We start from the raw sequence: 25,446 nt of genomic DNA, 5'->3' as shown, positions 1-25,446 counted from the left end.
GGTTCACCCGGTTCCCGGAAAATCTATGGAAGAAAGCTTGATCTCCACATGGGTCTCACCAGTCACAAGGTTCTTGCGCTGGCCGTAGCGCTCGGGGTGGTGCTCTTCGTCGCGACGGTGGTGTTCTGGCCGCGGCTCGCGCACCGCAACTGGCGTGCTGTGGCGGGCCGGATCGGTCTGCTTCTCGCGACCCAGCTGGCCGTCTTCACCATGGTCGGGCTCCTCGCCAACAACTCGTTCCTCTTCTACGCGTCCTGGGCCGACCTCTTCGGTCAGGAGCAGACCCCCGGTGTGGTCGTCGACCACGCCGGCGGAACGGCGCATTCAGGAAGCAGGAGCGTACAGGTGCTGGGCAAACAGGAGTTGGACGTCAAGGGGGGTCGCGGACCACGGGTGGGTGGACAGATCCAGCGGGTCCTGATCGAGGGGAAGGCGTCGCGGATCGCGAGCCCCGCGTACGTCTATCTGCCGCCCGAGTACTTCCAGCCGAGGTACGCGAAACGGACGTTCCCGGCCGCCGTGGTGCTCACCGGCTACCCGGGCGTGGCGCAGAACCTGTTCAAGGGACTGGCCTATCCGCAGACGGCGTTGAAGCTGGCCAAGGCCGGGCAGACGCAGCCGATGGTGCTGATCATGATGCGTCCGACGGTGGCGCCGCCGCGTGACACCGAGTGTGTGGACGTCCCCGGCGGTCCGCAGGCCGAGACCTTCTTCGCCAAGGACGTGCCGCAGGCGGTCCACGCGTCGTACCGCGTCGGGACGAGGGCGCAGAACTGGGGTTTTGTCGGTGATTCGACGGGCGGTTACTGCGCGCTGAAGATCGCGATGCATCACCCGAACGTGTACGGCGCGGGGGCCGGACTCTCCGCGTACTACAAGGCCGCCGAAGACGTGACGACCGGCGACCTCTTCCACGGCGACGAGCACGCGCGCCACCGAGCCGACCTGCTGTGGAGCCTGGAGCATCTGCCCGCCCCCGACACCTCGTTGATGCTGACCACCAGCAAGCAGGGCGAGGGCAACTACAAGAGCACGATGAAGTTCCTTGCGAACGCGAAGCCGCCGACCCGGGTCTCGTCGATGGTGCTGGAGAGCGGCGGGCACAACTTCAACACCTGGCGCCGCGAGATCCCGCCGACGCTGGTGTGGCTGAGCTCCAGGCTCACCGGCTGACGGTCTCCAACTCCACTTCCGTACGAGGGATGTCGCGGGCGTCGGCCGCGGTGGAGCGACGCAGCGCTTCGTGCAGGCGGGCGGGGGTGAGGGCGCCCAGGAAGCGGCCGACGCTGTCCTCGTCGATCACCGCGATCCAGCCGGCGTCGTGCTGGAGCATGGTGGCGAGGGCCTGCCTGAGGGAGGCGCCGACGGGGAGCCAGGCCTCCATGCGGCGGGCGTGGTCGCGTACCAGACCCTTGGCGGAAGCGGCCTGTTCGGCGGAGATCCAGCCGTGCAGATTCTCTTCGCTGTCGAGAACGACGGCCCAGCGGTCGACGGCGACGGGCAGCGGGTCGTCGAGGTGGACGACGGGCGGCTGCTCCAGGTCACCGGGCTCGATGGGCGTGACCGAGAGGCGCTTGAGGCTGCGGTCGGCGCCGACAAAATCAGCCACATAGGGGGTTTGGGGGGCGCCGAGGACGGCGGCGGGGGCGTCGAGCTGCTCGATCCTGCCCTGTCCGTATACGGCGATGCGGTCGCCGAGGCGGACCGCTTCCTCGATGTCGTGGGTGACGAACAGGACGGTCTTGCGGAGGGACTTCTGGAGCGCGAGGAACTCGTTCTGCAGGTGCTCGCGGACGACCGGGTCGACGGCGCCGAAGGGCTCGTCCATGAGGAGGACGGGCGGGTCGGCGGCCAGGGCTCTTGCCACGCCGACGCGTTGGCGCTGACCGCCGGAGAGCTGGTCGGGGTAGCGGCCGCCGTAGACGGACGGGTCGAGGCCCACCAGGTCGAGGAGTTCGGCGGCGCGGGCGCGTGCCTGGGCCTTCTTGACGCCGAGGAGATGGGGGACGGTCGCGGTGTTGTCGAGGACCGTCTTGTGCGGGAAGAGGCCGACCTGCTGGATGACATAGCCGATGCGGCGGCGGAGCTGGACGGGGTCGATGGTGGATATGTCGTCCCCGTCGAGGAATATCCGGCCCTCGGTCGGCTCGATGAGGCGGTTGACCATCTTCATGGTGGTGGTCTTGCCACAGCCCGACGGGCCCACGAGCGTGACCAGTTCACCCTCGGCGACTTCGAAGGAGAGGTCGTCGACGGCGGTGGTGCCGTCCGCGTACCGCTTGGTCACGTGCTCGAAACGAATCATGATTCCCCATTGTGCCGGGCCGATTGTGAAGGCCATGTTGCTGCAGTGCGACGGCCCTCGGTGATTGTCAGTGGTGGGGGTTATGGTCGGCCAGAGTTACGTTCGAACAGGTTTCGGGGAGGTGGGGGCGGGTGAGCAGCGCGAACTGTCTGGTGACCAATGACTGGATCTGCGGCGAATATCTCCGCACCCGTCAGCAGGAGTTGATCGACGCCACGGTCCAGCATGTGTGGATCACGGCGATTTCGGTCGCGATCGGTCTGGTCGTCGCTTTTCCGCTGGCGCTGCTCGCGCGGCGGGGGCGAGGATTCGCCGGTCCTGTCCTGGGGCTCACGACGATTCTTTACACGGTGCCTTCGCTGGCGATGTTCTCCCTGCTGCTGCCCTTGTTCGGGCTCTCGGCGGGGCTCGTCATCACGGGGCTGGTGCTGTATTCGCTGACGATTCTCGTACGGAACATCCTGGCCGGCCTGGAGGCCGTTCCCGAGGATGCGCGGGAGGCCGCGCGCGGCATGGGGTACGGCCCGCTGCGGCTGCTCTGGGAGGTCGAACTGCCCCTGGCGCTGCCGGTGGTGCTGGCCGGGGTGCGCATAGCCACCGTCTCGACGGTGGCGCTGACGACCGTCGGGTCGATCGTGAGCAAGGGCGGGCTCGGCAACCTCATCAAGGAGGGGCTGGACACGCTGTTCAAGGCGCAGGTGCTCACGGCCTCCGTGCTGTGCGTGCTGCTCGCGATCGTGGCCGATCTGCTGCTGCTCGGAGTGCAGCGGCTGCTGACGCCGTGGACCCGAATACGTGTGTCGCGTGCGGTGGTTGCCGACGTGCCGGTGAAGGCGGGCTGAGACATGGGGGAGATCGGGGACGCCTGGACCTGGCTGACCACGGGGGCGAACTGGTCGGGGGAGAGCGGCGCCGGGCACCGGCTGGCGCAGCATCTGACCGTGAGCGGACTGGCCTTCGGGCTCGCCTGTCTGGTCGCGCTGCCCGTCGCGCTGTATCTGGGGCATCTCGGCAAGGGCGGTGCCCTCGCCGTCAACATCTCCAACGTGGGGCGGGCGATCCCGACCTTCGCGGTGCTCGCACTGCTGATGCTCACGCCGCTGCGGTCGCAGGGCGATGTGCCGACGGTCATCGCGCTGGTGCTCTTCGCCGTACCACCGCTGCTCACCAACGCGTACACGGGAATGCGTGAGGTGGACCGCTCGGTTGTGGAGGCTGCCCGGGGGATGGGGATGTCCGGGGGCCAGCTGTTCCTCCGGGTCGAACTGCCCCTCGCCTACCCGCTGATCATGACCGGGCTCCGGTCCGCGGCGGTCCAGGTGATCGCCACGGCGACGCTGGCCGCGATGACGGGCGGGGGCGGCCTCGGCCGGATCATCACGGCCGGATTCAACACGTACAACACCCCGCAGGTGGTGGCGGGCGCACTGCTCGTCGCCGCACTGGCCCTCATGGTCGAGGGACTGATGGTGGCGGCCGACCGGCTGCTCGACCCGCGGCGCAAGACCGCGTAATCACTTCTTACTTGGACGGTGGAGCTCATGAGCAGGACCTCGCGCATAGCGGGTGCGGTACTCGGTGTGGTGGCCCTGGCGGGTTCGCTGGCCGCGTGCGGCGGAGACAGTCTGGAGAAGGACAAGGACGGCGGCTCCTCGTCCGCGGGATCCGACTCGGCGAAGAAGGGTTCGCTCGTCGTCGGGGCGGCCGGATTCACCGAGTCCAAGGTTCTGGCCGAGCTGTATGCCCAGGTTCTGGGCAACGCCGGTTACAAGACCTCCGTGACGGAGGTGACCAACCGCGAGCTGTACGAACCGTCCCTGGAGAAGGGCGAGATCGACGTCGTACCGGAATACGCGGCCACCCTCGCCGAATTCCTCAACGCGAAGGTGAACGGCGCGAAAGCGGCCGAGAAGACCCCGGTCGCCTCCGGCGATGTCGCGGCCACTGTCGCGGCCCTGACCAAGCTCGCCGAGCCGCGCGGACTGAAGGTGCTGCCCGCGGGATCCGCCGTCGACCAGAACGCCTTCGCGGTGAGCAAGTCCTTCGCCGACAAGAACAAGCTCAAGACCCTCTCCGACCTGGGTGCGTCCAAGATCAAGGTCAAGATCGCCGCAGGCGACGAGTGCACGATCCGCCCGTTCTGCGCACCGGGTCTGAAGTCGAAGTACGGCATCGACGTGACCGGTATCGACCCCAAGGGCGTCGGCACCCCGCAGTCCAAGCAGGCCGTCAAGGACGGCGCGGACCAGCTGGCGCTGACCACCACGACCGATGCGACGCTGGACACCTTCGGCCTCGTCCTCCTGGAGGACGACAAGAAGCTGCAGAACGCGGACAACGTCCTGCCGGTGGTCAATGCCAAGGACGCGGGCGCGACCGACATCGCGGACGCGCTCGCCAAGCTGACCCAGGCGCTGACGACCGACGATCTGGTCGCGCTGAACCGCAAGGTGGACTCCGAGCGGGCCAAGCCGGTGGACGTCGCGAAGGACTATCTGAAGTCGAAGGGCTTGATCAAGTAGCAGATTGTGGGGAATGGAGGTAACCGCAAGGGAACAAATGGCGGTGGGGTCATCCATTCGGGTGTTCCGCACGGTAATTTTGGGCCATGCCACGTGGACGACACCGCCATTCCCCACCCCTGCACAGGCTCCTCCAGCCTTCGGCCGTTGCCGGTGCGTCGATCCTCTGCGCCGCCGGCGCCTGGTTGTTCGCGGAACCTGTCGTGCTCCGCGGCCTGGTTGCCGCGGCAGCGGCCGCTGCCGTGACCGGCGCCGTGCTGATGCGCGGCTGGGACCGGCACGCAGGCCGCCGCGTCGCCGAGCTGACCCGGGCGCGCACCGCCGACGAGTGGAAGACCGAGGAGCGCATAGCCGAGCTCGAGTCCGACCTCGAGGAATCGCGCGAACTCCGTGCCCGCCTGGACGGCAGACTCCGCGCCAAGCGCGTCGAGCTCGCCGGCCTGCGCAACGAGCACGCCGCACTGCTCCGCCGTTACGCCAATGCCGAGACCGAGCGGGCCGGCGCCCTGGAGAGCCGCCGCCTCCTCGCCATCGAGGCCTCCGCTCCCGTACGGGCCCTGCCCGCGGCCGCGTCGACCCCGACCCCCGCCGCGTACGCCAGGGCCGCACGCGCCCTGGACAACCTGGTCTGCGACCGGACCGGGGAGGCTGAGGAGCACAAGGGGAAGCCCTCGGCGGCCGCCGGGAGTGTCCACTCCCGCCCGACGTCCGCCCTTCCGGCCCTTCCCGCGCCCCGCAATGTCCCGGCCACGGCGGTCGTTCCGTACGCACCGGCGCACAACCGGGCCGTACGCCCCCTCGGCACCTTCGACTTCTTCGGCAACCAGGTCGCGCAGAAGGCGGCCACGGACCTGGAGAAGGAAGACCTGGCGGACGTGGTGGGCGCCGAGGCGCTCGAAGCCGTACGCAACGAGAAGGACGACGACAGCCGGGGCATCGGTCAGGTCATCGACCTGACCGCGCACGACGAGACCGAGCAGATCGATGTGGCGCAGCTGAGGAGCGCGATCTCTTGAGCGCGAACGTGGAACTGACCGACGCGCAGAGGAAGTTCCTCGACGGCGCGCAGCTGGCCGTGCTCGTCACCCTCAACGCGGACGGCTCCCCGCAGTCGTCCCCCGTGTGGGTCGGCCTCGACGGCGACGAACTCGTCGTCTCCACGCAGGCGGGCCGCCGCAAGGACAGGAACCTGCGCCGCGACCCCCGGGTGAGCCTGACGGTCGTCGACCCGTCGGACCCCGAGCGGTACACGGAGGTGCGCGGGACCGCGACGGTCGCCGAGGACGTGGGCCGGGCGGTCGCCGCCTCGCTCGGGGAGAAGTACCACGGCGAGGGCGGGGGCCAGACGTATCTGGACCTGCCGCCCGAGGTCGTACGCGTCGTCATCCGGATCACGCCGCAGCACGTCGCCGGACGGATCTGAGCGGCGGACCCTACTTGTCGATGTCGCCGACGACGAAGAAGAGCGACCCCAGGATCGCCACCATGTCGGCGACCAGCGTCCCCGGCAGCAGCACGGCGAGCGCCTGGATGTTGTTGAACGACGCCGAGCGCAGCTTGAGGCGGTAGGGCGTCTTCTCGCCCTTGGACACCAGGTAGTAGCCGTTGACCCCGAGCGGGTTCTCGGTCCACGCGTAGGTGTGCCCCTCGGGCGCCTTCAGCACCTTCGGCAGCCGCTGGTTGATCGGCCCCGGCGCCAGCGTCGCCATCCGGTCCAGGCAGGCGTCCGCCAGGTCGAGGGCGTTGTGCGTCTGCTCCAGGAGCACCTCGAAGCGGGCCAGGCAGTCGCCCTCGGTCCGCGTGACGACCTTGAGGGTGTCCTGGAGTTCCCCGTACGCGAGGTACGGCTCGTCGCGGCGCAGGTCGAAGTCGACACCGGAGCCGCGCGCGATGGGGCCGCTCACCCCGTACGCGTGGACGGCCTCGGCGGACAGGACGCCGACGCCGCGGGTGCGGCCGCGGAAGATCTCGTTGCCGAGGACGAGGTTGTCGTACACGTCCATCCGCGACCGCACGGAGGCGATCGCGTCGCGCGCCCGGCCGAGCCAACCCAGCGGCAGGTCCTCCTTGAGGCCGCCGACCCGGTTGAACATGTAGTGCATGCGCCCGCCGGAGACCTCCTCCATGACGGCCTGGAGCTCCTCGCGCTCACGGAAAGCGTGGAACACCGGGGTGATACCGCCCAGTTCGAGCGGATACGACCCGAGGAACATCAGATGGTTGAGCACCCGGTTGAGCTCGGCGAGCAGCGTGCGCGTCCACACCGCGCGCTCCGGGACCTCCATCCCGAGCATCCGCTCGACGGCCATCACCACGCCGAGCTCGTTGGAGAAGGCGGAGAGCCAGTCGTGCCGGTTGGCGAGCATGACGATCTGGCGGTAGTCGCGCGCCTCGAAGAGCTTCTCCGCGCCGCGGTGCATATAGCCGATGACCGGCTCCGCCTGCTGGATGCGCTCCCCGTCGAGGACGAGCCGCAGACGGAGCACGCCATGCGTCGAGGGGTGCTGGGGCCCGATGTTGAGCACCATGTCGGTGGTCTCCGCCGCACCACCGATGCCTACCGTCGTCTCCGTCATGGGGAGCAGTCTCTCAGAGCGGCTCAGACCCTTTGCAGCAGCCAGCCGAAGTCGCCGAGACCGCCGCGCGCGGTCAGCTCCGCCGCCTCGCCCGCAGCCGCCAGTCCCTTCACGTACGCGGCCGGATCGCTCGACGCCAGCGTCAGCGGCGGCCGCTCCCCGCGCACCCCGAGCCGGTGCAGCGCCTCGCGCTGGGAGAGCAGCTCGGCGCCCGGCAGCGCGCACGCGTCGAGGGCGACGTGGGCGGTGAGGTCGCACGTCCCGTCCGGTACGGGACGGACCTCGCGGCCCGCGCGGAAACCGGTGAGGGTGCCGAAGGGCGGGCGGGCGCCCCGCTCGTGCGCGTAGTCGACGGCGACCGCGAGCCCCGCGTCGAGGGTGGCGACCGCCGCCGCCCAGGCCTCGTCGCGGGGGCGCCCGATCTCGGCGCGCTCGCCCGGTTCCGCGAGCGGCCACCAGCGGGCCAGCCACGCGGCGTCGTCGCCGGTCACCGGGGACCCGAGCCGCTCCTCGCCGTCGGCCCGCACCTCGACGTGGCGCACCACGCCGTCCGGGTCCGCCTCGGCGACCTCGGCGGGGACGTTGTCCAGCCACTCGTTGGCGAAGAGCAGCCCGCGCACGCCCTTCGGGGGCTCGGCGCACCATTCGATACGGGGGTCGAGGCCGGCCGGGCGCGGGGCGCGCTCGACGGCGTACGCCCGTACCGGGAAGCGCTCGGGCAGCGCCGCGAGCACCCCGGTCAACAGCTCACCTCGACCCGCCCCCATGTCGACCACGGCCGGTTCGGGGATCTCCAGCTCCACGACCAGCCGCGCCACCGCCGAGGCGAAGAGGGGCGATGCGTGGACCGACGTACGGAAGTGCCCGGCCGGGCCCTCGGCCCGCAGATAGAAGCCGTCCGGACCGTACAGAGCGGCCTCCGCCGCTTCCCGCCACCCGCGCCACTCATCAGTCACGCCAACAAGTCTCCACCTTGGGGAGTACGCCAACGGTTACCGGATCGATCCTCCGGTTGACCCTTGAACCTGTTCTCCGTCCCTACGCTGGGTTACGTGCAGCGTCTCTACGACTTCATCCGCAGACACCCGACATGGGTCGACAGCTTCTGGGCCGTCTTCCTCTTCGGTCTCTCCGGCATGCAGTACGCGGCGATGCTGCACGACTCCAGTCACGCCGAGCGCCTCGCATCGGTGCCGATCTACGTCGGCCTCTGCCTGGTCGTCGCGCTGCGCCGCCGCATCCCCGAGAAGATGCTGCTGCTCGCCATCGCGATGGGCCTGGCCCAGCTCGCCTTCGACGTACGGCCGTCCGCGGCCAACTTCGGGATGCTGGTGATCATCTACACGGTGTCGGCCGAGGGACAGCGCTGGGCCTCGCGCACCGCGCTCGTCGGCGGGCTCTGCGCGGCGACGCTCTCGCAGCTGCGCTGGCCCGACAGTGGGTCGCACGGCGCCTTCCAGTTCGTCGCCCTCACCGTGATCATGACGGTCCCCTTCGTCCTCGCCTGGGTGCTGGGCGACTCGATGCGCACCCGCCGCGCGTACTTCGCGCAGCTCGAGGACCGGGCCGCGCGCCTGGAGAAGGAGCGCGAGGCGCAGTCCAAGGTCGCCGTCGCCGCCGAGCGCGCCCGGATCGCGCGCGAGCTGCACGACGTCGTCGCGCACAACGTGTCGGTGATGGTGGTCCAGGCGGACGGCGCCGCGTACGTCCTCGACGCCTCGCCCGACCAGGCCAAACAGGCCCTGGAGACCATCTCGTCCACCGGCCGCCAGGCGCTCGCCGAGATGCGCAGGCTGCTCGGCGTGCTGCGTACGGGCGAGCACCAGGAGGCGGGGGAGTACGTACCGCAGCCCGACGTCCAGCAGATCGAGGACCTCGTCGAGCAGGTGCGCACCGCGGGCCTGACCGTGGACTTCCGCGTCGAGGGGACCCCGCGCCCGCTGCCCAGCGGCGTCGAGCTCACCGCGTACCGCATCGTCCAGGAAGCGCTCACCAACACCCGCAAGCACGGCGGCCCGGACGCGGGCGCGAGCGTGCGCCTGGTCTACTTCGACGACGGGCTCGGGCTGCTCGTCGAGGACGACGGCCGGGGCGCCGCGCACGAGCTGTACGAGGACGGCGGCGCCGACGGGGCCGGCCACGGCCTGATCGGGATGCGTGAGCGCATCGGGATGGTCGGCGGCACGCTGGACGCGGGGCCGCGGCCCGGCGGCGGCTTCCGGATCAGCGCCCTGCTCCCGCTCAAGCCCGCCCACTAGGCCCACGAGAAAGGCCCACCCCCTGATGTCCATCCGCGTGATGCTCGTAGACGACCAGGTCCTCCTCAGGACCGGTTTCCGCATGGTGCTGGCCGCCCAGCCCGACATGGACGTCGTCGCCGAGGCGGGCGACGGGGCGGAGGCGATCGAGATCCTGCGGTCGACGGCGGTCGACGTGGTGCTGATGGACGTCCGCATGCCGAGGCTGGACGGCGTCGAGGCGACCCGCAGGATCTGCGCGGTCCCGGACGCCCCGAAGGTGCTGATCCTGACGACGTTCGACCTCGACGAGTACGCCTTCTCGGGCCTGAAGGCGGGCGCCAGCGGCTTCATGCTCAAGGACGTCCCGCCGGGCGAGCTGCTGGCGGCGATCCGCTCGGTCCACAGCGGCGACGCGGTGGTCGCCCCTTCGACGACCCGCCGTCTCCTCGACCGCTTCTCGCCGATGCTGCCGAGCGTCGGCGGCGAGCCGGAGCACAAGGAGATCGAGCGGCTGACCGAGCGCGAGAAGGAGGTCATGCTGCTGGTCGCGCAGGGCCTGTCCAACGGCGAGATCGCGGCCCGCCTGGTCCTCTCGGAGGCGACGGTCAAGACGCACGTGGGCCGCATCCTGACCAAGCTGAACCTGCGGGACCGGGTCCAGGTGGTGGTCCTCGCGTACGAGACGGGCCTGGTCCGAGCAGGCGGCTCCCCCTCCTAACGCAGCACCCCCTCAAGGAAGTCGCTCCCCAGCCGGGCCACCACAGCCGCATCGAGCTGGTGCAGCACATGCCGTCCGCGCCGCTGCGCGGTCAGCAGCCCCGCCGTGCGCATCACGGCGAGATGCCGCGAGATCTCGGGCGCGCTGACCCCGTACGTGTCGGCCAGCTCGCTCGTCGTGTACGTCCCCCGGGCCAGACTCCGGCAGAGCCGCATCCGCATCGGGTGCGCCAGCGCCTCCAGCCGGAGCCTGACCGTTTCGACGGGAGCGGCCCCGGTGGCGAGCTCCGGCGTCCGCACCGGGTACTGCACGACGGGCTGCCAGCCGGGTGCGTGCAGCGCGAAGAGATGGGGCCATCCGAAGGCGGTGGGCAGAAAGGTCAGCCCGGACCCGGCGGCGGAGGTCCGCCCGTGCGTGAACTTGTCGACCACCAGGCTCACCCCCTTCTCGTCCTCCTCCACCGTCATGGCCGGCGAGACGGCGGTGATGGCCTCCGCGAGCCCCTTGCGGCGCAGCAGCTCGGTCTTGTGCCGTGCGTCGGCGGCCAGTTGGACGTGCACCCCCGCCCAGGTATCGGCGAAGAACGCCACGTCGCAGTCCTCCAGAAGCCGCCGGATCCAGGCCCGTACGGCAGGCGGATCGGCGAGCATCCACTGGACGAACGCGGCCTGACGCGGTCCGCGCCCGGCCGCCAGATCGAGCGCGCGCTCCCGCATCCCGGCGTCGACGAGCGGCGAGGCGGCACCGTCGCTGTGCATGCTGCCGGTCCACTCCTCCATCGCCGCACTGACGAACTTCTCGTCCTCCATACGGTCGAGATCGTCGAGCTCCTCGGCGAGCGTGGCCCGCGGCCGGGCGGGCAGCAGGATGTCGGAACGGGAGGACCGCCAGAGGAAGTCGGCCTCGCTCAGCCGGTCGGCGAGCTCGGGCTCGAGCCTCGAATCGGTCGTGGTGACCCAAGCGTGCAACCGGGCGTGATGGGCGGGCTCGGACAGCACGTGCAACGCGGCGCCGAGCTCTGCGAGGGGCGAGGGACCGAAGGTGATCCGCTCGAGTGGCACCCCGGTGATGTCGATGCAGACGCTCATACGCCCATGGTGCCCGCCACCACTGACAGCGCCCTGCGCCGATTGACACGCCACGTCAATCGGCGGGCCAACTCCCGGCCGGCGGGCGCAAGGTGGCGCCATGAACGCCATCCAACAGCACATGCTCGACACCCACCGCGCAGCCCAACGCGGCGAACCGACCCCGCCCGCCCCGGGCCGCCACGACTGGCAGGTGCTCCGCGAGTTGCTGGGCCGGCGCCCGCGAAACCCAGAATCGCGCCGCCCAAATCCAAGCTAGCGCCTGCCAAATCCAGGCTCGCGCCTGCCGAATCTGGGCTCGCGCCCGCGCAATCCAAGCTCACGCCAGGAAAATTCCAGCCCCTCCGGCGATTGAGGAGCGGGGTCTGGGGCGGAGCCCCAGAAGGGGGCGCAGGGGGCGAAGCCCCCGCACACCGGGGCCCGGGGGTCCGGGGGCTTGCCCCCGGTTTCGGGAAGGGGCGGGGTGGGGGGAATCCCAGCCCGCCCCCGCCCCCGTGTCACCCCACCCGCTCCAAGAACCCCGCCACAGCCCCCCGCACATCGTCCGCAGTCCACTCCAGCCCAGGCGAAGCCACAGTCACCTCAGTGAAAGACACCCCCGCCGGCCCACCCGACGCCTCCGCCCACCGCGAGAAGAGCACCACGCCCGTCTCCTCCGCCAGCCGCACGGACGCCTCCGCCAGCACGTCCGCCGCGTACGGCAGCCACACCTGGAACTGGTGGGTGTGCGGCACCTCCGGGTTGATCCGGAACCACGGCACCCCGCCCTCCCGGAGCCCCTCCCCGAGCGCCTCCGCGACGACCTTCGCGTGTGCGACGTACGACTCCAGACGCGGCAGCTCCCGCTCGATCCCGACCAGCGCGCCCAGCGCCGCCGGGTACTGCTGGAAGATCTGGCCCCCGTACCGGTGCCGCCAGGTCCGCGCCTCCTCCACCAGCGACGAGGAACCGGCGAGCACCGCCCCCGACATCCCGCCCAGCGACTTGTAGAAGGAGACATAAACGCTGTCCGCGAGCCCCGCGATCTCCGCCAGCGGCCGCCCGAAGTGGGCCGTGCACTCCCACAGCCGCGCCCCGTCGAAGTGCACCACCGCATCGCGCTCACGGCCCGCCTCGACCACCGCCACCAGTTCGTCCCACGACGGCAGTACGAAACCGGCGTCGCGCAGCGGCAGTTCGAGCATCAGGGTCCCGAAGGGCTCCTCGAACCCCCGCACCTCCTCCGCCGTAGGAAGCCGCGGCGCATCGGTCGGATACACGGTCCGCAGCCCGCTCACCGCGCCGAGCGCACCCCGCTCGTGCACCTCGGGGTGCGCCAGCGGATGCAGCGCGACCACCGGATTCCCGGTCCGCCCCGCCCAGCACCGCAGCGCCACCTGCTGAGCCATGGTCCCCGTGGGGAAGAAGGCGGCGTCGGGGAATCCCAGCAGATCGGCCACCCGCCGCTCCAGCTCGGCGACCACTCCGTCGCCGTAGATGTCGACGCTGCTGTCGAGGTCGAAGACCTCGCCCGCACCGGCCGCCAGCGCGGCCAGCGCCTCGCCCACCGTGCTCTCCGAGGAGTGCCGGGAGAGCGCCCGCCCGGCCTGCCGGAATGCCGCGGACCTGCGCCGCCGCTCGTCCTGCTCGTTCTTGTCCGTCATAAGTCAGATCATCACCCACAGCCTGTGGACAGCCCCGGATGTCCCCCGAAACGCTGGCGTAGCATGACGGGGAATCGTCCGGTACCCCCCGCGGACTGGAACGGAAGGCCCCGCCGCGTGAACACAACCCCAGAGTCCCGCCCCGCCCGCCTCACCGTGGGCGTCGTCGGAGCAGGCAGAGTGGGACCCGCCCTCGCCGCGTCCCTGCAGCTCGCAGGGCACCGCCCGGTGGCGGTCTCGGGCGTCTCGGAGGCGTCCGTACGGAGAGCGGCCGCCCTGCTCCCCGACGTCCCCCTCGTCACCCCCGCCCAGGTCATGCAGGCCGCCGACCTGGTCCTGCTCACCGTCCCCGACGACACCCTGCCCGGGCTCGTCGAAGGCCTGGCCGAGACGGGCGCGATCCGTCCAGGACAGCTCCTCGTGCACACGTCCGGGCGGTACGGAACGAAGGTCCTGGACCCCGCCCTGCGCGTCGGCGCCCTGCCCCTGGCACTGCACCCCGCGATGACCTTCACCGGCACCTCGGTGGACGTCCAGCGCCTCGCGGGCTGCTCCTTCGGGGTGACCGCCCCCGAGGAGCTGCGCCTCGCCGCCGAGGCCCTGGTCATCGAGATGGGCGGCGAGCCCGAGTGGATCTCCGAGGAGTCCCGCCCGCTCTACCACGCGGCCCTCGCCCTGGGCGCGAACCACCTGGTCACCCTGGTCGCCCAGTCCATGGAGCTGCTGCGCACCGCGGGCGTCGAGGCCCCCGACCGGATGCTCGGCCCGCTCCTGGGCGCCGCCCTGGACAACGCCCTGCGCTCGGGCGACGCGGCCCTCACGGGCCCGGTCGCACGCGGCGACGCCGGTACGGTCGCCGCCCATGTCGCGGAGCTGCGCAAGCACGCCCCCGGAGCCGTCGCCGGCTACCTCGCCATGGCCCGTACGACAGCGGACCGTGCCCTCGCCCACGGACTGCTCAAGCCGGAGCTGGCGGAGGACCTCCTCGGCGTACTGGCGGAAGGAGACCCGCGATGACCGTTCTCGTCCACACGGCGGCCGAGCTCCGGGCCCTGCCGCGCACCGGCGGCCGCCGCGCCGTCGTGATGACCATGGGCGCGCTCCACGAGGGGCACGCCACCCTGATCCGTACGGCACGCGACCTCGCGGACCAGGTGGTCGTCTCGGTCTTCGTCAACCCCCTCCAGTTCGGCGCGGGCGAGGACCTCGACCGCTACCCGCGCACCCTGGACGCCGACCTGGCCCTCGCCGAACAGGCGGGCGCGGACGCGGTGTTCGCCCCCTCGGCCGACGAGGTCTACCCGGGCGGCGAGCCCCAGGTCCGCATCACCGCGGGCCCCATGGGCGAGCGCTACGAAGGCGCCTCGCGCCCCGGCCACTTCGACGGCATGCTGACCGTCGTCGCCAAGCTCCTCCACCTCACCGCGCCCGACCTGGCCCTCTTCGGCCAGAAGGACGCCCAGCAGCTGGCCCTGATCCGCCGCATGGCCCGCGACCTGAACTTCCCCGTGGAGATCGTCGGCGTCCCCACGGTCCGCGAGGAGGACGGCCTCGCGCTCTCCTCCCGCAACCGTTTCCTCTCCGCCGCCGACCGCTCCACCGCGCTCGCCCTCTCCCGCGCGCTCTTCGCCGCCCGCGACCGCCTCGCGGCCCAACAGGCCCTGTCCGCACGGGCGGAGGCGGTCCCGGCCACCCGTACGAGAGCAGCCGCACTCTCCGCGCTGGGGGAGGCCCGCGCCGCCGCCGACGCGCACGCGCTCGCCGGTGCCGCGGAGATCCCGGCCCCCGCGGCCGTGCGCGCCGCCGCCCGCCAGGTCCTCGCCGAGTCCGGCCTCACCCCCGACTACCTGGCCCTGATCGACCCGTCCGACTTCACCGAGGCCCCCGACGACCACACCGGCGAGGCGATCCTCGCGGTGGCCGCCAGGGTCGGCACCACCCGCCTCATCGACAACATCCCGCTCACCTTCGGGGGCACCCCATGAACGCGTCCGCAACAGGAACCGGAACCACGACCGGCATACGCCTGCACGCACCGGCCCCCGGCTGGTCGATCGACGCCGACGTCGTGATTGTCGGCTCCGGTGTGGCAGGCCTCACCGCCGCCCTGCGCTGCACGGCAGCCGGTCTGCGCACCGTCGTCGTCACCAAGGCCAACCTGGACGACGGCTCCACCCGCTGGGCCCAGGGCGGCGTCGCGGCCGCGCTCGGCGAGGGCGACACCCCCGAGCAGCACCTGGACGACACGCTGGTCGCGGGGGCCGGACTCTGCGACGCGAACGCGGTCCGCGCCCTGGTCACCGAAGGCCCCGACGCCGTACGACGGCTGATCGCCACCGGCGCCCACTTCGACACCTCCCCCGAGGGCGACCTCCAGCTCACCCGCGAAGGCGGCCACCACCGCCGCCGCATCGCCCACGCGGGCGGCGACGCCACGGGCGCGGAGATCTCCCGCGCACTGGTCGATGCGGTCCGGTCGGCGGCTCTCCGTACGATCGAGAACGCTCTGGTCCTGGACCTGTTGACGGACGCCGAGGGCCGTACGGCAGGCGTCACCCTGCACGTCATGGGCGAGGGCCAGCACGACGGAGTCGGCGCGGTCCGCGCGCCCGCCGTCGTCCTCGCGACCGGAGGCATGGGCCAGGTCTTCTCCGCGACGACCAACCCCTCGGTCGCCACGGGCGACGGTGTGGCACTCGCCCTGCGCGCCGGAGCGGAGGTCTCCGACCTCGAATTCGTCCAGTTCCACCCCACGGTCCTCTTCCTGGGGTCCGGCGCCGAGGGCCAGCAGCCCCTGGTCTCCGAGGCGGTACGGGGCGAGGGCGCCCACCTCGTCGACGCGACGGGCACCCGCTTCATGGTCGGCCAGCACGAGCTGGCGGAACTGGCCCCCCGCGACATCGTCGCCAAGGCCATCACCCGCCAGATGCAGCTCCACGGCACCGACCACATGTACCTGGACGCCCGGCACTTCGGCGCCGAGATGTGGGAGACCCGCTTCCCCACGGTCCTCGCCGCCTGCCGCAGCCACGGCATCGACCCGGTCACGGAGCCGATCCCCATCTCCCCGGCCGCCCACCACGCATCGGGCGGCGTACGCACCGATCTGCGAGGCCGCACCACGGTCCCCGGCCTCTACGCGTGCGGCGAGGTCGCGTGCACCGGCGTCCACGGCGCCAACCGCCTCGCCTCCAACTCCCTCCTGGAGGGCCTGGTCTTCGCGGAACGCATCGCGGAGGACATCACGGCGACGGCGTACGAACGCTCGGAACCGGTGCTCCCCGAGTCGACGACCCTCCCCCTCCTCGCCCCCGAGTCCCGCCTCGCGATCCAGCGGATCATGACGAGGGGCGCCGGAGTGATCCGCTCCGAGGCCAGCCTCGCCGAAGCGGCGGCCGGCCTCGACGCGATCAGGTCGGACGCCGACGACGAGACCCCCGACGACCGCAAGCCCGCCGTCCCCGGCGTCGAGGCCTGGGAGGCGACGAACCTCCTGTGCGTGGCCCGCGTCCTGGTCGCCGCCGCCCAGCGCCGCGAGGAGACGCGCGGCTGCCACTGGCGCGAGGACCACCCGGACCGCGAAGACGCGCCCTGGCAGCGCCACTTGGTCGTACGCCTGCAGCCGGACCGCTCCCTCGCGGTCCACACCACAGACACCGCAGAATTCCCCCCGACCCTTCCTCCCGTCCCCCAGGAGCAGTGACCGTGAGCACCCCCGACCTTCCCCTCGTTCAGAACGACAACTGCGGCGACGACTGCGGCTGCGGCGAGGCGGGCGACCTCGAATGCGGCCTCGACCCCGCCCTCGCCCAGCTCCTCGAGGACGCGGGCCTCGACCCGGTCGAGGTCGAGGACATCGCGCACATGGCACTCGGCGAGGACCTGGCTGGGGGCGAGGACGTCACCACGGTCGCCACGGTCCCCGAAGAGGCAGTGACCACGGGCCACTTCACGGCCCGCGAGGCGGGCACCGTGTCCGGCATCCACATCGCCGAGGCGATCGTCTCCATCGTCTGCACGGACACCTTCGAGGTGGAGCGCCACGTCGAGGACGGCGACCGCGTCGAGGCGGGCGACAAGATCCTCTCGATCACCACCCGCACCCGCGACCTGCTCACCGCGGAGCGCAGCGCCCTCAACCTCCTCTGCCGCCTCTCGGGCATCGCGACGGCCACCAGCGCCTGGGCCGACGCACTCGAAGGCACGAAGTCGAACGTCCGCGACACCCGCAAGACGACTCCGGGCCTGCGCTCCCTGGAGAAGTACGCGGTCCGCTGCGGCGGCGGCGTCAACCACCGCATGTCCCTCTCGGACGCGGCCCTGGTCAAGGACAACCACGTGGTGGCGGCGGGCGGCGTGGCCCAGGCCTTCAAGCTCGTACGCGAAAGCTTCCCCGACCTCGCGATCGAGGTGGAGGTCGACACCCTCGCCCAGGTCACCGAAGTCCTGGACGCCGGCGCGGACTTGATCCTCCTGGACAACTTCACCCCGGCGGAGACGGCCGAGGCGGTAGCCCTGGTCGACGGCCGGGCCATGCTCGAATCCTCCGGCCGCCTGACCCTCGACACGGCCCGCGCGTACGCCGAGACCGGCGTCGACTACCTCGCGGTCGGAGCCCTCACGCACTCCTCGCCCATCCTCGACATCGGCCTGGACCTCTGATGCTGCTCACGATCGACGTCGGCAACACGCACACCGTCCTCGGCCTCTTCGACGGCGAGGACATCGTCGAGCACTGGCGCATCTCCACCGACGCCCGCCGCACGGCGGACGAACTGGCGGTCCTGCTCCAGGGCCTGATGGGCATGCACCCGCTCCTCGGCGACGAGCTGGGCGACGGCATCGAGGGCATCGCGATCTGCTCGACGGTCCCCTCGGTCCTCCACGAGCTCCGCGAGGTCACCCGCCGCTACTACGGCGACGTCCCCGCGGTCCTGGTCGAGCCCGGCATCAAGACCGGCGTCCCGATCCTCATGGACAACCCCAAGGAGGTCGGAGCGGACCGCATCATCAACGCGGTCGCGGCGGTCGACCTCTACGGCGGCCCGGCGATCGTCGTCGACTTCGGTACGGCGACGACCTTCGACGCGGTCTCGGCACGCGGCGAGTACGCGGGCGGGGTCATCGCCCCCGGCATCGAGATCTCCGTCGAGGCACTCGGCGTGAAGGGCGCCCAGCTCCGCAAGATCGAGCTGGCCCGCCCGCGCAGCGTCATCGGCAAGAACACGGTCGAGGCGATGCAGTCCGGCATCGTGTACGGATTCGCCGGCCAGGTGGACGGCGTCGTGGCGCGCATGGCCCGCGAACTGGTCGGCCCCGACGGCGACCCCGAGGACGTCACGGTGATCGCGACGGGCGGCCTGGCCCCGATCATCCTGGGCGAGGCCTCGGTCATCGACGAACACGAACCGTGGCTGACGCTGATCGGCCTGCGCCTGGTCTACGAGCGCAACGTCTCCCGCATGTGACCCCCGCTTTGTCCTCAATCGCCGGACGGGCTGGAAAATCCAGCCCGTCCCGTGGGGCCGCGCCGAGGAATTGGCGTTAAGCAGATTTTCCCCATTCGGGACATATCGTCACTCCATGCCCACGCCATACGGTTCCCGCGGCGGCATGGCGTTCAGCGCAGACGAGCTGCGTGTGCTCCGCCGCGCCCTCGCCATCGCCCTCAACCCCACCGCCCCGGTCGCAGACGACGAGCAGCAGGACTGCCTGCGCCTCGCCGATTCCGTGGACGACGCGATCCACGAGGCAGGCCGCCTCCGCACCTTCCTCCTTGCCGACCTGGCCCGCTACCGCGACGCCCTGCCTGGCTCCGCCCCCGGCTACACCGAGCTCCTCCAGGACGCCCTGGCCGCCGGTTACGACCCCCGCCCCGAGGACCTCGCGGCCCTGCGCTCCCTGCGCGGGATGCCGTCCGGTGCGGTCCTCCTGCGCCGCTGCCAGGACCTTGCCGAGCAGTCGGTACGGGCCCGCCTGGCCGGCCGCACCGCCGCCTCCACCCCGGCCCCCCGCACCCGTCTGCTCGCCCTCCTCCCCGGCGGCCGCGCGGCCGCCGGGGACCCGAAGCCGTCCGAGCAGCCCCCCGTCAAGCCCCCGATCCCGCTCCGCCCGGCCCCCAAGCCCTCCGAGGTCTTCCCGCCCAGGCGCCGACCCGTCCCCCCGCCGGAACAACTCGCGGCAGGCTAGCTACTCTGTCCGTATGGACTACGTTTCCGCGCTTGTGCCCCCCGTGGTGATGGCGGCCTTCTTCATCGGCCTGGTCGTGACGATCGTCAAGAGCCAGGGCGGACCGAACAAGGCCAAGGAAGACGCGGCTGTCGACGCGGCGCTGGCCCGCGCCGAGTCCGTACAGCAGACACCCAAGGTCATCGACTGACCGATGCACCTGCACCAAGGGCGTATGGCTTTCCGGCCGTACGCCCTTTTTTGCTGCGTAAATAACCAGCCATTCATGACATCTCCGAACATCTCCCACTATGGTGCTTCTGTGCCCCGTCAATTGGGAGAGCTGGAAGACGCCGTCATGACCCGCGTCTGGCGGTGGAACCGCCCGGTCACCGTCCGGGAAGTCCTGGAAGACCTTCAACAGGAACGGTCCATCGCCTACACCACCGTCATGACCGTAATGGACAATCTCCATCAGAAGGGCTGGGTGCGCAGGGAAGTAGACGGCAGGGCTTATCGGTATACGGCGGTCTCCACCCGCGCCGCCTACTCGGCCGCACTGATGAACGAGGCCTGGTCCACGAGTGACAACCCGGCCGCCGCTCTTGTCGCCTTCTTCGGCATGATGTCGCAGGAGCAGCGCGAGGCCCTGAGCGACGCCGTTCGCGTCATCCAGGGCGACGACCAACGCGACGAGCAGGCGCATCCGCTGGAGCGATAGCGTCTGCGTATGTCAGGTACGCCAGCAAAAACCATCACAGTACGCAGGGCCAGGACGAGCGATGTGCCCGCGGTTCGCCGTCTCCTCGACGCGTACGTGCGCGACCGGATCCTCCTCGACAAAGCAACGGTGACGCTTTACGAGTCCATCCAGGAGTTCTGGGTAGCTGAACGCGACGCCGATGCCAAGGTCGTCGGTTGCGGAGCACTTCATGTGATGTGGGAAGACCTGGCCGAAGTGCGCACTCTCGCGGTGGACGGCGAGTTCCGGGGGGCCGGAGTCGGGCACCAGGTGCTGGACAAGTTGTTGCAGACCGCCCGCTGGCTCGGGGTGCGGCGGGTATTCTGCCTGACCTTCGAAGTCGGTTTCTTCGCGAAGCACGGCTTCACGGAGATCGGTGAGACTCCGGTCGACGGAGATGTCTACGCCGAGCTCCTGCGTTCCTATGACGAGGGAGTCGCGGAGTTCCTCGGTCTCGAACGAGTGAAGCCGAACACCTTGGGCAACAGCCGGATGCTTCTGCACCTGTGATCGCGGGAACGGGCCGGAACCCTATGTCCGAATCGCGTACGTTTCCCGCGTTACAGCGCTCCTGAACCTTGGACAGGGGTTTGTGTTTTCCTGGGAAAAGCGGTTTCCTTTCCGCGTACTGCATTTTCGATGAAAGGAAATCCGGTGGCACAGAAGGTTCAGGTCCTTCTTGTCGACGACCTCGACGGCGTCGAGGCGGACGAGACGGTGACGTTCGCGCTGGACGGCAAGACCTACGAGATCGACCTCACCACCGCCAACGCGGACAAGCTCCGTGGCCTGCTCGAGGAGTACACCAAGGCCGGCCGGCGTACCGGTGGCCGTGGCGTGGGCCGCGGCAAGGCGCGTATCGCTGTCGGCGGCAACAAGGACACCGCCGAGATCCGCGCATGGGCCAAGGCCCAGGGTCACGAAGTGAATGACCGCGGTCGTGTGCCCGCGAACATTCGCGAGCTCTACGAGCAGGCCAACGGCTGATTCTCGGTACAACGCAACAATCGGGCCCGGTGGCATTCTGTCGCCGCCGTGTCCACGAGCCGTACCAGGTCGGGGGCGCCCCCACGCTCCCCGAACCCGCGAAATGCGGGCAGTGTCGGCTCCACCTCGTGCCCCGGCTCGGGGGGCCGCAGCCATGTGGCGGCCCCCCGCGAGCCCGGCCACGACGGCGGTACGGGGGCGGCGATATGCCCGCCCGTACCGATCGCGGTCAGGTCCAGCGGGACCGACCCCCACTCCAGCCAGTCGAGCAGCCCCGGCAGTTCATCGGCGCTCCCGGCCCCCACGAGGAACCGCATCCGCTGCCCCAGAAGGGCCACCGGACCGGTCAGGGGCAGCCGCCGCAGCACCGCGTACCCCGCATCGGCCGGCAGCTCCAGTACGTCGAACCGCAGCCCGGTCAGCAGCTGCACCGGGTCCCCGTCCGCGGTGGCCCAGCCGAGCGAGGTCTCGTACCAGTGGGCGCAGCCCTCCTCGTCGAGCGGCGAACGCGGCTGAGGGAGGGGGAAGACCATGACCGGAGCAACGGCAGGGAACGCGCGGGAGTTACGCTGTGTTGGGGTGCGACTGCTCTCCGTTGATGCGTCAGGGGCGTACGGGCGCATTCGGGGGCGCAAGGTTGTTCGCCCGTAGCTGAGGGAACCGGGGCGCGCCGCATGGAGTGTCAGTGGTTGCGGGTAAGACATTCCTAGTGGGAAGGGGCGACACGCAGCCCGGGACGTCTCGCGTTCGCCATCGGCGTACTGGAGACAGGGGTATCTGCCTGGCCTGCGGGAACATCGTCTCGCACCATCGGGTTGGAGCAGTTGTCGGCTGTTCGGGGCAGGAGGTCCGGAACGGGTGTCGGCAGTTGGAATGAGCTGTCCCGCCCTGCGGGACTAGCATGCGGAAGGACATGGGGAGGGGACACGCCCCTCTCACGGCCCGACCGCTCTGAGGAGCGATTAACGATGTTCGAGAGGTTCACCGACCGCGCGCGGCGGGTTGTCGTCCTGGCTCAGGAAGAAGCCCGGATGCTCAACCACAACTACATCGGCACCGAGCACATCCTCCTGGGCCTGATCCACGAGGGTGAGGGTGTCGCCGCTAAGGCCCTGGAGAGCCTCGGGATTTCGCTCGAGGCGGTCCGCCAGCAGGTGGAGGAGATCATCGGCCAGGGTCAGCAGGCCCCGTCCGGTCACATCCCCTTCACCCCTCGTGCCAAGAAGGTCCTGGAGCTCTCGCTCCGGGAGGCTCTTCAGCTCGGCCACAACTACATCGGTACGGAGCACATCCTGCTCGGCCTGATTCGCGAGGGCGAGGGCGTAGCCGCCCAGGTCCTCGTGAAGCTGGGCGCCGATCTGAACCGGGTCAGGCAGCAGGTCATCCAGCTGCTCTCCGGCTACCAGGGCAAGGAGACCGCCGCAGCAGGCGGTCCCGCCGAGGGCACGCCCTCGACCTCGCTCGTCCTGGACCAGTTCGGCCGCAACCTCACCCAGGCTGCCCGCGAATCCAAGCTCGACCCGGTCATCGGGCGCGAGAAGGAGATCGAGCGGGTCATGCAGGTGCTGTCGCGCCGTACCAAGAACAACCCGGTCCTCATCGGCGAGCCCGGCGTCGGCAAGACGGCGGTCGTCGAGGGCCTGGCGCAGGCCATCGTCAAGGGCGAGGTGCCCGAGACCCTCAAGGACAAGCACCTCTACACGCTGGACCTCGGCGCGCTCGTCGCAGGCTCCCGCTACCGCGGTGACTTCGAGGAGCGCCTGAAGAAGGTCCTCAAGGAGATCCGCACCCGCGGCGACATCATCCTGTTCATCGACGAGCTCCACACCCTGGTGGGTGCGGGTGCCGCCGAGGGCGCGATCGATGCGGCTTCGATCCTGAAGCCGATGCTCGCCCGTGGTGAGCTCCAGACCATCGGCGCCACGACGCTCGACGAGTACCGCAAGCACCTCGAGAAGGACGCGGCTCTTGAGCGCCGCTTCCAGCCGATCCAGGTGGCGGAGCCTTCCCTCCCGCACACCATCGAGATCCTCAAGGGCCTGCGCGACCGGTACGAGGCCCACCACCGCGTCTCCATCACGGACGAGGCACTCGTCCAGGCGGCGACGCTCGCGGACCGGTACATCTCGGACCGCTTCCTCCCGGACAAGGCGATCGACCTGATCGACGAGGCCGGCTCCAGGATGCGCATCCGCCGGATGACCGCGCCGCCGGACCTCCGCGAGTTCGACGAGAAGATCGCGAACGTCCGCCGCGACAAGGAGTCGGCCATCGACTCCCAGGACTTCGAGAAGGCAGCTTCCCTCCGCGACAAGGAGAAGCAGCTGCTGGCCGCGAAGACCAAGCGGGAGAAGGAGTGGAAGGCCGGCGACATGGACGTCGTGGCCGAGGTCGACGGCGAGCTCATCGCCGAGGTCCTCGCGACGGCGACCGGCATTCCGGTCTTCAAGCTGACCGAGGAGGAGTCCTCGCGTCTGCTCCGTATGGAAGACGAGCTGCACAAGCGCGTCATCGGCCAGAAGGACGCCGTCAAGGCGCTCTCCAAGGCCATCCGCCGTACGCGGGCCGGTCTGAAGGACCCGAAGCGCCCCGGTGGCTCGTTCATCTTCGCCGGTCCGTCCGGTGTCGGTAAGACCGAGCTCTCCAAGGCGCTCGCCGAATTCCTCTTCGGCGACGAGGACGCACTGATCTCCCTCGACATGTCGGAGTTCAGCGAGAAGCACACGGTCTCGCGTCTCTTCGGTTCTCCCCCCGGTTACGTGGGTTACGAAGAGGGCGGCCAGCTCACCGAGAAGGTGCGCCGGAAGCCGTTCTCGGTCGTGCTCTTCGACGAGGTCGAAAAGGCCCACCCCGACATCTTCAATTCCCTGCTCCAGATTCTGGAGGACGGTCGCCTGACCGACTCGCAGGGCCGGGTCGTGGACTTCAAGAACACGGTCATCATCATGACGACCAACCTCGGGACCAGGGACATCTCCAAGGGCTTCAACCTGGGCTTCGCGGCCCAGGGCGACACGAAGTCCAACTACGAGCGGATGAAGAACAAGGTCTCGGACGAGCTCAAGCAGCACTTCCGTCCCGAGTTCCTCAACCGTGTGGACGACGTCGTCGTCTTCCCGCAGCTGACGCAGGACGACATCCTCGAGATCGTCGACCTGATGATCGGCCGCGTGGACGAGCGCCTGCGGGACCGGGACATGGGCATCGAGCTCAGCTCGTCCGCGAAGGAGCTGCTGTCCAAGAAGGGTTACGACCCGGTGCTGGGCGCGCGTCCGCTGCGACGCACGATCCAGCGCGAGATCGAGGACACGCTGTCGGAGAAGATCCTCTTCGGCGAGCTGCGCCCCGGTCACATCGTGGTCGTGGACACGGAGGGCGAGGGCGAGACGAAGGCCTTCACCTTCCGCGGCGAGGAGAAGTCGGCACTGCCCGACGTCCCGCCGATCGAGCAGGCGGCAGGCGGCGCCGGCCCGAACATGACGAAGGACGCGTCGTAGTTCTTACGCAGCGACGCATGGAGCGGCCCCGGAACCCTTGCTGGTTCCGGGGCCGCTCCGCGTTTCAGGCGGTCATGAACTCCCGCAGATCAGCGGTGAGTTGATCGGCGTGCGTGGTCATGAGGCCGTGGCCGCCGTGCTCGTACACCTTGAAGGCGGCGTCCGGGATCAGGGCGGCAGACCGGCGGCCGGTGAGGTCGATGGGGGCGGAGGCGTCGTCGGTGCCGTGGATGACGAGGGCGGGGACGGCGATCTTCGTCATCTCCGGGGCGACGTTCATCGTGACGAGGATGTCGAAGATGGCGTTCCCGGCGCGGGCGGTGGCCGCGGCGCACTTGTCGACCATGTAGCGGGCGTATCCGGGGGAGAGCTGGTTCTCCGGGAACTGCAGGGCGAAGAAGCCTTCGAGGCTGTCGTCGAAGAACGCCATCCGGTCGCGGCGGAAGGCGTCGCCGCCGGCCTGGAGGAGCGCGGGGTCGACACCCTCCGGATGATCGGCGGAGCGTGCGGGGCCCGGCGTCATTCCGGCGACCAGGGCTATGCGGTCGACCCGGCCCTCGCTGCCGTGCCGGGTGAGGTAGCGGACGGCCTCGGCGGTCCCGATCGAGTGGCCGACGAGGGTGATGCCGGTGAGGTCGAGATGGTCGACGAGTGCCGCGATGTCGCCGGCGAGCGTATCGAGGTCGAACCCGCCCCAGACGTCGTCGGACCGCCCGTGCCCGCGCCGGTCGAGACCGACGCAGCGGTAGCCGTCGGTGGCGAGGGGGAGCATCTGGCGCTCCCACATCTCCGTGCCGAAGTAGGCGCTGTTGATGAAGAGGATGGTGCGGCCGGTGGACGGGCCGTAGTCGACGTAGTGGAGGCGGGTGTTGTCGGTGGTGGTCTCGAAGTACGGCATCGGCGTGGGTCCTTCCCCGTGGTGTGGTCGGTGGGTACGGACTCATCGTGGCGGGGGATGGT

The 25,446-nt window shown here is 70.2% G+C and carries 26 protein-coding genes; 19 read left to right on the top strand and 7 right to left on the bottom strand.

Annotated elements, in window-relative coordinates:
• The first annotated feature begins 48 nt into the window (after window positions 1-48).
• Window positions 49-1,173, top strand: coding sequence for an alpha/beta hydrolase (locus OG707_RS17175; RefSeq protein WP_329119144.1), 1,125 nt, complete (start codon window positions 49-51; stop codon window positions 1,171-1,173).
• On the opposite strand, the gene OG707_RS17170 is transcribed toward OG707_RS17175, so the two are convergent.
• Window positions 1,163-2,305 carry an ABC transporter ATP-binding protein gene (locus tag OG707_RS17170; protein ID WP_329119142.1) on the bottom strand — a complete coding sequence of 381 codons (1,143 nt, stop codon included), beginning with the start codon at window positions 2,303-2,305 and terminating at the stop codon, window positions 1,163-1,165. The genes OG707_RS17175 and OG707_RS17170 overlap by 11 nt on opposite strands.
• Window positions 2,306-2,436: 131 nt before the next feature.
• On the opposite strand from OG707_RS17170, the gene OG707_RS17165 reads away from it, so the two are divergent.
• The 5 genes from OG707_RS17165 (at window position 2,437) to OG707_RS17145 (ending at window position 6,250) form a co-directional block, all read left to right on the top strand.
• Window positions 2,437-3,147, top strand: coding sequence for an ABC transporter permease (locus OG707_RS17165; protein WP_329119139.1), 711 nt, complete (start codon window positions 2,437-2,439; stop codon window positions 3,145-3,147).
• Window positions 3,148-3,150: 3 nt separating this feature from the next.
• Window positions 3,151-3,819: an ABC transporter permease gene (locus tag OG707_RS17160; RefSeq protein ID WP_329119137.1), complete on the top strand. Its 669-nt coding sequence runs from the start codon at window positions 3,151-3,153 to the stop codon at window positions 3,817-3,819.
• Between the two features lie 27 nt (window positions 3,820-3,846).
• On the top strand, window positions 3,847-4,827 hold the full coding sequence (locus OG707_RS17155; RefSeq protein WP_329119135.1) for an ABC transporter substrate-binding protein: 981 nt from the start codon (window positions 3,847-3,849) through the stop codon (window positions 4,825-4,827).
• An 86-nt stretch (window positions 4,828-4,913) separates the two neighbouring features.
• A complete protein-coding gene (locus tag OG707_RS17150; RefSeq protein WP_329119133.1) occupies window positions 4,914-5,843 on the top strand; it encodes a hypothetical protein in 930 nt (309 codons plus the stop codon).
• On the top strand, window positions 5,840-6,250 hold the full coding sequence (locus OG707_RS17145) for a PPOX class F420-dependent oxidoreductase (RefSeq protein ID WP_329119131.1): 411 nt from the start codon (window positions 5,840-5,842) through the stop codon (window positions 6,248-6,250). Before OG707_RS17150 ends, OG707_RS17145 begins: the two co-directional genes overlap by 4 nt.
• Before the next feature lie 10 nt (window positions 6,251-6,260).
• On the opposite strand, the gene OG707_RS17140 is transcribed toward OG707_RS17145, so the two are convergent.
• Together OG707_RS17140 and OG707_RS17135 are read right to left on the bottom strand one after the other, a co-directional pair.
• Window positions 6,261-7,403: an NADH-quinone oxidoreductase subunit D gene (locus OG707_RS17140; protein ID WP_329119129.1), complete on the bottom strand. Its 1,143-nt coding sequence runs from the start codon at window positions 7,401-7,403 to the stop codon at window positions 6,261-6,263.
• A 23-nt stretch (window positions 7,404-7,426) separates the two neighbouring features.
• Window positions 7,427-8,359 (bottom strand): SAM-dependent methyltransferase, encoded by a 933-nt coding sequence (locus tag OG707_RS17135; protein ID WP_329119128.1) that lies wholly within the window; start codon window positions 8,357-8,359, stop codon window positions 7,427-7,429.
• Between the two features lie 96 nt (window positions 8,360-8,455).
• On the opposite strand from OG707_RS17135, the gene OG707_RS17130 reads away from it, so the two are divergent.
• Together OG707_RS17130 and OG707_RS17125 are read left to right on the top strand one after the other, a co-directional pair.
• Complete coding sequence (locus tag OG707_RS17130; protein ID WP_329119127.1) at window positions 8,456-9,661, top strand: sensor histidine kinase; 1,206 nt, start codon at window positions 8,456-8,458, stop codon at window positions 9,659-9,661.
• A gap of 25 nt (window positions 9,662-9,686) precedes the next feature.
• Window positions 9,687-10,361 (top strand): response regulator transcription factor, encoded by a 675-nt coding sequence (locus OG707_RS17125; RefSeq protein WP_329119125.1) that lies wholly within the window; start codon window positions 9,687-9,689, stop codon window positions 10,359-10,361.
• On the opposite strand, the gene OG707_RS17120 is transcribed toward OG707_RS17125, so the two are convergent.
• Window positions 10,358-11,449 (bottom strand): DUF5937 family protein, encoded by a 1,092-nt coding sequence (locus tag OG707_RS17120; RefSeq protein WP_329119122.1) that lies wholly within the window; start codon window positions 11,447-11,449, stop codon window positions 10,358-10,360. The two genes, OG707_RS17125 and OG707_RS17120, sit on opposite strands and share 4 nt — an antisense overlap.
• A gap of 497 nt (window positions 11,450-11,946) precedes the next feature.
• A complete protein-coding gene (locus OG707_RS17115) occupies window positions 11,947-13,092 on the bottom strand; it encodes a threonine aldolase family protein (protein ID WP_329119120.1) in 1,146 nt (381 codons plus the stop codon).
• A gap of 117 nt (window positions 13,093-13,209) precedes the next feature.
• Between OG707_RS17115 and OG707_RS17110 the strand changes: the two genes are divergently transcribed.
• The 10 genes from OG707_RS17110 to OG707_RS17065 all read left to right on the top strand — a co-directional run bounded on the left by OG707_RS17110 (window position 13,210) and on the right by OG707_RS17065 (window position 20,989).
• On the top strand, window positions 13,210-14,109 hold the full coding sequence (locus OG707_RS17110) for a Rossmann-like and DUF2520 domain-containing protein (RefSeq protein ID WP_329119118.1): 900 nt from the start codon (window positions 13,210-13,212) through the stop codon (window positions 14,107-14,109).
• Window positions 14,106-15,077 (top strand): pantoate--beta-alanine ligase, encoded by a 972-nt coding sequence (gene panC / locus OG707_RS17105; RefSeq protein ID WP_329119115.1) that lies wholly within the window; start codon window positions 14,106-14,108, stop codon window positions 15,075-15,077. The genes OG707_RS17110 and panC overlap by 4 nt, the downstream gene beginning before the upstream one ends.
• Entirely contained in the window at window positions 15,074-16,795 is a 1,722-nt protein-coding gene (locus OG707_RS17100; RefSeq protein WP_329119113.1) for an L-aspartate oxidase, read from the top strand. Before panC ends, OG707_RS17100 begins: the two co-directional genes overlap by 4 nt.
• A 2-nt stretch (window positions 16,796-16,797) precedes the next feature.
• Complete coding sequence (gene nadC / locus OG707_RS17095) at window positions 16,798-17,754, top strand: carboxylating nicotinate-nucleotide diphosphorylase (RefSeq protein ID WP_329119111.1); 957 nt, start codon at window positions 16,798-16,800, stop codon at window positions 17,752-17,754.
• The gene (locus OG707_RS17090; RefSeq protein ID WP_329119109.1) at window positions 17,754-18,560 is read left to right on the top strand and encodes a type III pantothenate kinase; all 807 of its coding nucleotides are present in this window, start codon (window positions 17,754-17,756) and stop codon (window positions 18,558-18,560) included. The genes nadC and OG707_RS17090 overlap by 1 nt, the downstream gene beginning before the upstream one ends.
• A gap of 145 nt (window positions 18,561-18,705) precedes the next feature.
• Window positions 18,706-19,281 carry a hypothetical protein gene (locus OG707_RS17085; RefSeq protein WP_329127840.1) on the top strand — a complete coding sequence of 192 codons (576 nt, stop codon included), beginning with the start codon at window positions 18,706-18,708 and terminating at the stop codon, window positions 19,279-19,281.
• Window positions 19,282-19,294: 13 nt separating this feature from the next.
• Complete coding sequence (locus OG707_RS17080; protein WP_329119107.1) at window positions 19,295-19,471, top strand: hypothetical protein; 177 nt, start codon at window positions 19,295-19,297, stop codon at window positions 19,469-19,471.
• 111 nt (window positions 19,472-19,582) lie between these two features.
• Entirely contained in the window at window positions 19,583-19,981 is a 399-nt protein-coding gene (locus tag OG707_RS17075; RefSeq protein WP_329119105.1) for a BlaI/MecI/CopY family transcriptional regulator, read from the top strand.
• Between the two features lie 9 nt (window positions 19,982-19,990).
• Complete coding sequence (locus OG707_RS17070) at window positions 19,991-20,512, top strand: amino-acid N-acetyltransferase (protein ID WP_329119103.1); 522 nt, start codon at window positions 19,991-19,993, stop codon at window positions 20,510-20,512.
• A 144-nt stretch (window positions 20,513-20,656) separates the two neighbouring features.
• Window positions 20,657-20,989 carry a histone-like nucleoid-structuring protein Lsr2 gene (locus tag OG707_RS17065; protein WP_329119101.1) on the top strand — a complete coding sequence of 111 codons (333 nt, stop codon included), beginning with the start codon at window positions 20,657-20,659 and terminating at the stop codon, window positions 20,987-20,989.
• On the opposite strand, the gene OG707_RS17060 is transcribed toward OG707_RS17065, so the two are convergent.
• Complete coding sequence (locus OG707_RS17060; RefSeq protein ID WP_329119099.1) at window positions 20,968-21,522, bottom strand: SCO3374 family protein; 555 nt, start codon at window positions 21,520-21,522, stop codon at window positions 20,968-20,970. The two genes, OG707_RS17065 and OG707_RS17060, sit on opposite strands and share 22 nt — an antisense overlap.
• Window positions 21,523-21,957: 435 nt before the next feature.
• On the opposite strand from OG707_RS17060, the gene OG707_RS17055 reads away from it, so the two are divergent.
• A complete protein-coding gene (locus tag OG707_RS17055) occupies window positions 21,958-24,486 on the top strand; it encodes an ATP-dependent Clp protease ATP-binding subunit (protein ID WP_329119097.1) in 2,529 nt (842 codons plus the stop codon).
• Between the two features lie 64 nt (window positions 24,487-24,550).
• Here the strand turns inward: OG707_RS17055 and OG707_RS17050 are convergent, their stop codons facing one another.
• Window positions 24,551-25,384 carry an alpha/beta fold hydrolase gene (locus OG707_RS17050; RefSeq protein WP_329119095.1) on the bottom strand — a complete coding sequence of 278 codons (834 nt, stop codon included), beginning with the start codon at window positions 25,382-25,384 and terminating at the stop codon, window positions 24,551-24,553.
• Between the last annotated feature and the right edge of the window lie 62 nt (window positions 25,385-25,446).

The organism is Streptomyces sp. NBC_01465 (genome assembly GCF_036227325.1).
In the GTDB taxonomy this organism is placed as follows: Bacteria; Actinomycetota; Actinomycetes; order Streptomycetales; family Streptomycetaceae; genus Streptomyces.
The sequence above is the reverse complement of the archived record's forward strand: the minus strand, read 5'-3'. Positions and strand labels throughout refer to the sequence as shown.

What these genes read in the sequence shown, in the direction of transcription:
- OG707_RS17175 (WP_329119144.1), top strand. Translation starts at nt 49, where the DNA reads ATGGGTCTCACCAGTCACAAGGTTCTTGCGCTGGCCGTAGCGCTCGGG.
- OG707_RS17170 (WP_329119142.1), bottom strand. Translation starts at nt 2,305, where the DNA reads ATGATTCGTTTCGAGCACGTGACCAAGCGGTACGCGGACGGCACCACC.
- OG707_RS17160 (WP_329119137.1), top strand. Translation starts at nt 3,151, where the DNA reads ATGGGGGAGATCGGGGACGCCTGGACCTGGCTGACCACGGGGGCGAAC.
- OG707_RS17155 (WP_329119135.1), top strand. Translation starts at nt 3,847, where the DNA reads ATGAGCAGGACCTCGCGCATAGCGGGTGCGGTACTCGGTGTGGTGGCC.
- OG707_RS17150 (WP_329119133.1), top strand. Translation starts at nt 4,914, where the DNA reads ATGCCACGTGGACGACACCGCCATTCCCCACCCCTGCACAGGCTCCTC.
- OG707_RS17140 (WP_329119129.1), bottom strand. Translation starts at nt 7,403, where the DNA reads ATGACGGAGACGACGGTAGGCATCGGTGGTGCGGCGGAGACCACCGAC.
- OG707_RS17125 (WP_329119125.1), top strand. Translation starts at nt 9,687, where the DNA reads ATGTCCATCCGCGTGATGCTCGTAGACGACCAGGTCCTCCTCAGGACC.
- OG707_RS17120 (WP_329119122.1), bottom strand. Translation starts at nt 11,449, where the DNA reads ATGAGCGTCTGCATCGACATCACCGGGGTGCCACTCGAGCGGATCACC.
- OG707_RS17115 (WP_329119120.1), bottom strand. Translation starts at nt 13,092, where the DNA reads ATGACGGACAAGAACGAGCAGGACGAGCGGCGGCGCAGGTCCGCGGCA.
- panC (WP_329119115.1), top strand. Translation starts at nt 14,106, where the DNA reads ATGACCGTTCTCGTCCACACGGCGGCCGAGCTCCGGGCCCTGCCGCGC.
- OG707_RS17100 (WP_329119113.1), top strand. Translation starts at nt 15,074, where the DNA reads ATGAACGCGTCCGCAACAGGAACCGGAACCACGACCGGCATACGCCTG.
- OG707_RS17090 (WP_329119109.1), top strand. Translation starts at nt 17,754, where the DNA reads ATGCTGCTCACGATCGACGTCGGCAACACGCACACCGTCCTCGGCCTC.
- OG707_RS17085 (WP_329127840.1), top strand. Translation starts at nt 18,706, where the DNA reads ATGGCGTTCAGCGCAGACGAGCTGCGTGTGCTCCGCCGCGCCCTCGCC.
- OG707_RS17080 (WP_329119107.1), top strand. Translation starts at nt 19,295, where the DNA reads ATGGACTACGTTTCCGCGCTTGTGCCCCCCGTGGTGATGGCGGCCTTC.
- OG707_RS17070 (WP_329119103.1), top strand. Translation starts at nt 19,991, where the DNA reads ATGTCAGGTACGCCAGCAAAAACCATCACAGTACGCAGGGCCAGGACG.
- OG707_RS17060 (WP_329119099.1), bottom strand. Translation starts at nt 21,522, where the DNA reads ATGGTCTTCCCCCTCCCTCAGCCGCGTTCGCCGCTCGACGAGGAGGGC.
- OG707_RS17055 (WP_329119097.1), top strand. Translation starts at nt 21,958, where the DNA reads ATGTTCGAGAGGTTCACCGACCGCGCGCGGCGGGTTGTCGTCCTGGCT.
- OG707_RS17050 (WP_329119095.1), bottom strand. Translation starts at nt 25,384, where the DNA reads ATGCCGTACTTCGAGACCACCACCGACAACACCCGCCTCCACTACGTC.